Source organism: Schaalia sp., assembly GCF_050312375.1.
GTDB lineage: Bacteria > Actinomycetota > Actinomycetes > Actinomycetales > Actinomycetaceae > Pauljensenia > Pauljensenia hyovaginalis.
The window spans coordinates 1-7,783 of the sequence record NZ_JBNOYB010000089.1 but is presented as its reverse complement, the minus strand read 5'-3'; the positions used below and the strand labels follow the sequence as shown (position 1 = coordinate 7,783).

The window sequence follows — 7,783 nt, the reverse complement described above, 5'->3', positions numbered from 1 at the left end:
GGTGTCGCCCCCGTCGTGAAGCGAAGTCCCGGGTCGCGGGCGGAGGGCCCGCAGAACCCGGCCCGTGAAGGGGTCAGGAAGCGCGGCGGGCTCGCGCGGCGCGGCGCTTGAGGGAGCGGCGCTCCTCTTCGCTCATGCCGCCCCAGACGCCCGAGTCCTGGTTGTTGTCGATCGCCCACTGGAGGCACACGGCCTCGACGGAGCAGGTGTGGCAGACGGCCTTCGCTTCACTCGCCTGGGCGATGGCGGGCCCGGTGTTGCCGATCGGGAAGAAGAGTTCGGGGTCAACACTGAGGCAGGCGGCCTTGCTACGCCAATCCATCGTTCGCATCTCCTTGAGTGAGCGCTGTCGAAACACAAAAGCCCGCGACGCCGTGATCGTCTTCGGCACCCGGACACTGCCGTTTAGTTTCCGTTAATCTTCCCCCCGGTTCAAGTGATTAACGTCACATAGTTGTGAAGTCGTCTGTGGGAGTCGTCACCCCGCCGATTCCGGTACGACGATCCCGATCCGGAACCAGCGTCCCCGGATGCGCCCGAAGCCTCGTCGCGGGTCCTCGCAGCGGTGCTGAAGCGCAGGCGGCAGGGGGATCGACCCGTGGGCGAAGGCGCGGATCGCATCAACGCTCGGATTGAGGACGAGGAGCTGCGAATCCTCATCCGCCACCGCCTGACTCCAAGACGCCGATGGGAGCGAACGAATCCTCGGCGCGCTCACTCCCCGCGTCCGGGCGATCGCCTCCAACGCCCGTTCCGCAAGATTCTCGCGATCGCCGAGGAGCACCCACGATCCGCCCCCAGGGGGATCCAGGCCCATCCACGAAGGGCCGATGAGGATGACGGGCTCTTCGAGCGGCTCGGCCGACGCCCTCGCCTCTGCCCACGGCCTGACCGCTTCGCGGGGCGCCTCGGCCCTGCGATGATCGACGAGGGGCAGGCATGCCAGGCGTGAATCACCGGAGGGATCGCGGAGCCACCAGTGATGCCCCGAAACGGGCCGACGGCCGCGTCCTTCAGCAGCGCCCGAGGCCGTCGAAAGGGGCGCCCCGGGGGAGGGGCCCGCGCCCGCGATCATCTCGAAAGGATCGGACGACCTGCTCAATACGATTCTCGCGGACGACAGGAGCGCATTGCCCACCCCAGGGGGCTCACCGCTCGAACGCCCGCCCGCCCACGCCGCCACCGTGACGCAGCCGACGGCCTCCGCCGCCCGGATCCCCTCAATCAGGAGTTCATCGGCGCGCAAGGGTCCGTACACCGCCATGAGAAGGCGGCGGGCCTCGACGAGATCGGGCAGGACGAGGACACGCGCCCGCCCATCGGAGGCCGCCTCGAGTTCGAGGAGGAGGTCCTCCGCCCGATCCGCAGGCGATGCCGACTCCTCGCAGACGCCGTCGAGGCTGCGCATGCGCATCCCGAGCGACAGCGCGATCACGGCCCCGATCGAGCGCGCGGCCCGGGCGCCGATCCCGGCCTCATCGGCATCCGTGCGCAGTACGACCCGGCCGCCGCTCCACTCGAGCGCGTGATGCGCGCCGTCCTCGATCCCATCGACGAGGGCGATGGGCGTTCCCGTGACGGCGCCCGCCTGAACCGGTCGAGCGCTGAAGAGGCGAAGCTCCTCAGCGGTGATCGCGGCGGGGAACTCGGGCGCCCAGGGCAGCGGAGCGACCTCGACGGGCCAGGCGGGCGCCGACCAACGGCGGCCGAGGGCGAACTGAACGACGCCTGTTCCCGGGATGATCGCCCGTCCCGGGATGCGCTCGAGGCGGGCGGCATCGGGGCTTCCGATGAGGTCGATCGAATCCGACTCGCTGACGCATCGCAGTGCGATCCGCAGATCGAGGTTCTGCCTCATCGACGCCGGGATCGCGCCCGCCGGACGCTGGGTGGAGGCGATGAGGTGGATGCCGAGGGATCGCCCCTGCGCGCAGATCCTGTTCATCGCGTCGAGGGCGCGCGGGTGGGCGTCGATGAGGGAGGCAAATTCATCGACGACCACGAGGATCCTCGGCGGGGGCAGTGCGGGCCCGTCGAGCGCGCAGCGCGCGGAGTAGTCGGGGACCTCGAGTGCGGCGAACTCGCGCTCCCTTGCGCGCACGAGCGCGAGGAGGCCCCTGATAGCGCGGGCGGTGCCGTCCGCACTCAGATCGGTGAACACAGCTTCGACGTGGGGGAGTGCGCAAAGGGGAGCGAAGGCGGCGCCTCCCTTGTAATCGATGAGGATGAGCCGGAGCTGAGCGGGGGAGTAGGTGCTGCTCAGGGCTTTGAGCCAGGTGAGCAGCGCTTCTGACTTGCCCGATCCCGTGGTTCCGGCGACGAGCGCGTGCGGACCGTCATTGACGAGGTCGATCCGGACGAGGCCCTGAGCGCTTTCACCGATCGGCGCGCAAAGCCCACTCCGCGCGTCGTCCCCCGATCGCTTCGCGCTCTCGAGGAGGGGCACGAGGTCGAGGCGCTTCGGCAGGCTCCGCGCAGGATCCTCTGCCCCGAACTGATCCCACCACGCGCTTGCGAGCGGGAAGTCGTCGGCTTCGAGGATCGCCTCGCACCACTCGGGCGCCTGCGCGATATCGGCGGCGATGCCGATCCGGAAGCGCGGAATACCGGGCGCCGTTGCGCGCGGATCGGAGCGGACCCGATGAGGGGGCGCCGAGTCGATGATCTCGACGAAGGCCCGCTCGTGCCCGAAGAGGAGGCGGCGGCCATCGGGGAGGTCGAGGACCGCGCCTCCGAGCCGTGCGATGAGCGAAGCAGCGATCCCGTCGGCCATGCGCGCGCCGTCCGGGCCGATGCAGGCGATCGCCCGAGGCGCGTCCGGGGAACCCGCATCCGCCCTGCGCGCGCTCTTGGCCGAGGGGATGGGGATGCGGAGCGAGCAGTGCTCCGGGATCCGACCGCCGTGCCCCGATGCGGCCGCGAGCATGGCGAGGCGGAGCGCGAGGGCCCCGGGATCGCGTTCCCGCCGACGCCTTCGGGCCACGAGGACGGCGGCGGTGACCAGGAGGGCCGCGAGGGTGAGGCCCAGGAGCGGGAGGAACTGCGGGCCCCGGGGAAGGCGTCCTGCGAGTCGGGGGACCACCAGGAGGGAGAGGGAGACGAGGGGGAGGAGGAACAGGGCGGAGCCGCGACGCCTGCGCCCCTCGCGTCGGCTCAGTGAGGCGGGCCGGGCGCGCACCGCGAAGACGTCGGAGCCCGCGAGGATCCGGCTCCCGGGCGCAAGGGCGCACTCCCGGTCCGCTTGAAGCGCCCTCGTGAAAGGCCCCCACCGAAGGGCGGTGCCGTTGCGCGACCCCAGATCCGTCAGGAGCGCCCGGGCGCCGCGCATCCTCACACGGGCGTGACGGCGTGACAGCAGAGGGTCCGCCAGCCCCGTCCCCTCCCGTCCGATCTCGCAGGGCAGGGGGAGGACGAGGCCGGTGTCCGGGCCCCGGACGCAGACGAGGTGGTGCGCGGACCTCAAGGCGAGGCGTGCGCTCGCGGCTCCTTCATCCATCGTGCATCCCGCCTCTCGAATCCTCCTGCCCGTACTGTGGCGCCCGCGCATGAAGCCCGCGAAGGGCTCGCGCGCGGATTGTGGATAACTTCGCTCCTGCCGGGGTCCATGTACGGGCGGGCCGAAGACGCCCCCGCCGATGCGACAATGGGCCCATGAGTGACAAGGACGTGCCCGCGCAGGAGCATTCGCCCCGTTGGACCGCCGTTCGCGACCGCCACGACGCCCTCGTGGCCGTCATCGAACGCGCCCGTAAGGCGTACTACGAGGACGACGCCCCGGAGATGAACGACGAGGACTACGACCGCCTCTACCGGGAGCTCGAGACGATCGAAAGGGATCACCCCGAACTCGCGGGCGCCGACTCGCCGACGGCGAGCGTGGGGGGCGCCGCCCGATCGGACTTCGCCTCGGTGCGCCACCTCGCGCAGATGACCTCGATCAGCGACGTCTTCTCCCCGGGCGAACTGGCCGAATGGATCGAGCGCGTCGAGACCGACCTCGGCATGAGCGATCTCGACATGACCACGGAGGTGAAGATCGACGGACTCGCCGTCAATCTCCTCTACGTCGATGGGCGCCTCGTGCGCGCCGCGACCCGCGGGGACGGCTACACGGGCGAGGACGTCACCGCGAACGCCCTGACGATCGCCAGCATCCCCCAAGCCCTGCGGGGCGGCCCCTTCCCGCATCGCGTGGAGATCCGGGGCGAGGTCTACATCCCCATCGCGGACTTCGAGGCCTACAACCTCGAACGCGAGAAGGCGGGGGAGGCCCTGCTGGCGAACCCGCGCAATGCCGCAGCCGGCTCACTGCGGCAGAAGGACCCCGAGATGACGGCGAAGCGCCCGCTCGCGGTCCTGGCGCACGGCGTCGGCTTCCTCGAGCTCGGGGCATCCGGCTTCGAACCCCCGAAGAGCCAATTCGCCTGGTACGGGCTCATCGAATCCTGGGGCCTGCCGGTATCGGAGCACACCCGGCTCCTACGGGGCAGGGAGGCGATCGAAGAACGCATCGGCGAACTCGCCGACGCCCGCAAGGACCTCGCCTACAAGATCGACGGGGTCGTCGTGAAAATCGATGACCTCGACCTTCAGCGCAGCCTCGGCATGACCTCGCGGGCCCCCAGATGGGCCGCCGCCTACAAGTTCCCGCCCGAGGAGGTCCACACCCGCCTTCTCGACATCCGGGTCCAAGTCGGGCGCACGGGCAGGGTCACGCCCTACGGCGTCATGGAGACCGTCCTCGTCGACGGGTCCAAAGTGTCCCGGGCGACCCTGCACAACGCGCAGGAAGTCGAACGCAAAGGGGTCCTCCTCGGCGACCTCGTGGTCCTGCGCAAGGCCGGGGACATCATCCCCGAGATCCTCGGTCCGGTCACGGCCGCGCGCACCGGCGAGGAGCGCCCCTTCGTCATGCCGAGTCGCTGCCCTTCGTGCGGCTCGGAGCTGGCGGCGGAGAAAGAGGGCGACGTGGACCTGCGCTGCTTGAACAAAGCGGGATGCCCGGCGCAGATCACCGAGCGCGTCGCCCACATCGGTGCGCGCTCCGCCCTGGACGTCGAGGGGCTGGGCGATGAGGCGGCGCTCGCCCTGACGCAACCGGAAGCGGCCCGTGAGGATGTCGCCGCATCCCTGGTCGCCGGTCAGGCCGTCCTTCTCGAGGACGGGACCGTCCTGCGCCTGGCGGGAGTCGACGACCTCGCGCCCGCGGACCAGCTCGCGGCCGCCGAATCCCTGCTGCCCGCGCCCCAGCGGCCCGCGCTCAAGCGCGAGGCCGATCTTTTCGACCTCGATGCCGATGCGTTGCGCGAGGTCTTCGTATGGCGGCCCGCGATGGAACGGGGCGAAGCGACCGGCGACTGGACGCGCGTCCGCTACTTCTGGACGAAGGCCTTCAAAGCTTCGACCCGCAAATCCGAACCGGGCATGGTCCCGATCGAGACCCAGCCCTCGAAGTCCACTCTCGACATGCTCGCCGAACTCGACAAGGCGAAGAAGAGCCCGCTCGCTCGGATCCTCGTCGCCCTCTCGATCCGTCACGTCGGACCGACCGCTGCGCGCGCCCTCGCCGACGCCTTCCACTCGATGGAGGCCCTGCGCGCGGCGAGTCTCGAGCAGCTCTCCGCAGTCGAGGGCGTCGGACCGACGATCGCCGCTTCGCTGATCGAGTGGTTCGGGGTCGAGTGGCACGCCGAGCTCCTCGAGGCGTGGATGCGGGCGGGTGTTTCGATGGAGGACGAACCCGTCGAAGCGCTCTCCAACGTCCTCGAGGGCCTCGCGATCGTCGTCTCCGGGGCGATGCCCGGATACGACCGGGAATCCGCGAAGGAGGCGATCGTCAAGCGGGGCGGGCGCGCCACCGGCTCGGTGTCGAAGAAGACGGATCTCGTCGTCGCGGGTCCCGGTGCCGGGTCGAAGGCGACGAAGGCGGAGTCCCTGGGCGTCCCCGTCATCGACGAGACGCGTTTCCAGGAGCTGCTCGACGGGGGCCTCGAGGCGCTCGGGCTGGCGCGGCGGGAGTAGCGGAGCCCCGCCCCTTCCCGCACCGATGGCGCTCCCGCTCCGGCGGGGTTGTGAGGCGCAGAGCCCCGATGTCCCGCCGCTGTGCCTCAGGCGCTCTGCCTCGCCCTCGTGAGCTCGTGGATCGAGGTCGCGATATCTCCGGGGAGTGCGATCGAGCGCTCGGCGATCCCGGCCGGGACGAGCGGGTGCGAATCGAGGGTCGCGAAGACGGCGTCCGGGGAGGTGTGGACCGCCTGCCAGAAGGGGTACTTGATGATGCCCGGCGTGTTCATCCCGACGCCGAGCTCGAGGTAGACGGTGCGGCCGGTGCGGGCGCTGAAGTCCCGGTAGCGGGCCGCCGCCTCGTGCCAGGGGGCGTCCTCGACGAAGCGCGAGTCGACGCGCAGGTGCATCATCGCTTCCGCCCCGCACCACGGGCAGCGCGGGATCGACGAGGCCGGGACCGCGAGACCCGACTGGTCGGCGGCCATTGAGCGGATGGCCGATTCGTTGCCCCACGTCTCGGGGCGGCACGGGATCGAGCACTGGAAGCGCCCGTAATCGCCCTGGGTCGCGAAGAGGCGCTCCTCGGGGAATCCGGCGAGGGGGAATTGGTGGTCGACATTCGTCGTGAGGACGAAGAAGTCGCTCCCCTCGAGCAGGGAGAGGAGCTCCCGGTAGGCCGGGAGCGGCCCGGGCTCATAGCGGTTGAGGAGGACGTGCCGCGACCAGTACGCCCATTTCGTCTCGGGCGAGGGGAAGGGGTGGAAGCCCGCCGAGTACATGTCTGTGAGTCCGAATGCGTCGATGAAGTCGGGGAAGGCGCTCTCGAATCGGGGGCCGGAGTAGGTCAGGCCTGCGGAGGCGGAGAGCCCGGATCCGGCGCCGACGAGGACGCGGTCGGCCTTGTCGAGGGCGTCGACGAGGGCGAGGGCCTTCTCGGACGGATCCTCGGCGCGGGAGAGGTCGAACGCGGTCATGAGAGGAGCTCCTTGTAGAGGGCCTCGTCGGATTCGTGGTACACGCAGAAGACGATGCGCTCGGGCAGGGGGGTGGATTCGGCGAAGGCCCTCGTCTCGCCGACGGCGATCTCGGCGGCGCGCTCGGCGGGGAAGCCGAAGACGCCGGTGGAGACGCAGCACAGGGCGAGCGAGCGCATGCCGTGGGCGGCTGCTGCGGTCAGGACGGAGCGGTAGGCGCGGGCGAGGAGGCCCTCGTGCCCGGCGGTGAGCTCCCCGCGGACGATCGGCCCGACGGTGTGGATGACGAAGCGGCTCGGGAGGTTCCACGCCTTGGTCACCCGGGCGTCGCCCGTCGCGAGTGCGTCGCCGCGCATGATCGCGTCGCATTCGTTGCGCAGCTGGAGGCCCGCGGCGGAATGGATCGCGTTGTCGATGCAGTAGTGGAGGGGCGCGAAGCAGCCGAGCATCGCGGGGTTCGCGGCGTTGACGATCCCGTCGACTTCGAGGCGGGTGATGTCCCCGCGCCAGACCGACAGCCGTCCCTCGGTCTCGGGGACGAGGGCGCGCGCCGCGTTCTCCTCGCGCAGGAGTTCATCTTGGAGGGCGAGCCATTCGGCGGGGAGCGGGCCGGGTGCGCGGATGTTCATGAGGGCGCGCAGCGCGAGGCGCGCCGAGTCGAATGGTGCGCAGAACTCCTCGACGCAGGGCGCTTCGGGGGTCTCGTCGAGGAGTCCCTCGATGAGTCGGCGGACGCGCGGGTCGGTGTGAGTGCCCGTCATCGTTCGGCGGCTCCTTTCTTTCGTTTCCCCGGATCGGAGAAT

At 70.4% G+C, this 7,783-nt stretch carries 5 protein-coding genes; 1 reads left to right on the top strand and 4 read right to left on the bottom strand.

The features are described from left to right. Positions 1-73 precede the first annotated feature (73 nt). The gene (locus tag ACQY7V_RS07055) at positions 74-322 is read right to left on the bottom strand and encodes a WhiB family transcriptional regulator (RefSeq protein ID WP_154476617.1); all 249 of its coding nucleotides are present in this window, start codon (positions 320-322) and stop codon (positions 74-76) included. A 156-nt stretch (positions 323-478) separates the two neighbouring features. Then, entirely contained in the window at positions 479-3,496 is a 3,018-nt protein-coding gene (locus tag ACQY7V_RS07050; protein ID WP_428639524.1) for an FtsK/SpoIIIE domain-containing protein, read from the bottom strand. Positions 3,497-3,651: 155 nt separating this feature from the next. Here ACQY7V_RS07050 and ligA point away from each other — a divergent pair, with 155 nt between their 5' ends. Then, positions 3,652-6,021 (top strand): NAD-dependent DNA ligase LigA, encoded by a 2,370-nt coding sequence (ligA, locus tag ACQY7V_RS07045; RefSeq protein WP_428639523.1) that lies wholly within the window; start codon positions 3,652-3,654, stop codon positions 6,019-6,021. Between the two features lie 86 nt (positions 6,022-6,107). Here ligA and ACQY7V_RS07040 read toward each other — a convergent pair whose 3' ends face one another. Continuing rightward, complete coding sequence (locus ACQY7V_RS07040; RefSeq protein ID WP_277299259.1) at positions 6,108-6,980, bottom strand: Sir2 silent information regulator family NAD-dependent deacetylase; 873 nt, start codon at positions 6,978-6,980, stop codon at positions 6,108-6,110. Next, on the bottom strand, positions 6,977-7,741 hold the full coding sequence (locus tag ACQY7V_RS07035) for a macro domain-containing protein (RefSeq protein WP_277299260.1): 765 nt from the start codon (positions 7,739-7,741) through the stop codon (positions 6,977-6,979). The genes ACQY7V_RS07040 and ACQY7V_RS07035 overlap by 4 nt, the downstream gene beginning before the upstream one ends. Between the last annotated feature and the right edge of the window lie 42 nt (positions 7,742-7,783).

Coding starts and splice junctions, on each gene's coding strand:
- ACQY7V_RS07035 (WP_277299260.1), bottom strand. CDS start 7,741: ATGACGGGCACTCACACCGACCCGCGCGTCCGCCGACTCATCGAGGGA.
- ligA (WP_428639523.1), top strand. CDS start 3,652: ATGAGTGACAAGGACGTGCCCGCGCAGGAGCATTCGCCCCGTTGGACC.
- ACQY7V_RS07050 (WP_428639524.1), bottom strand. CDS start 3,496: ATGGATGAAGGAGCCGCGAGCGCACGCCTCGCCTTGAGGTCCGCGCAC.
- ACQY7V_RS07040 (WP_277299259.1), bottom strand. CDS start 6,980: ATGACCGCGTTCGACCTCTCCCGCGCCGAGGATCCGTCCGAGAAGGCC.
- ACQY7V_RS07055 (WP_154476617.1), bottom strand. CDS start 322: ATGGATTGGCGTAGCAAGGCCGCCTGCCTCAGTGTTGACCCCGAACTC.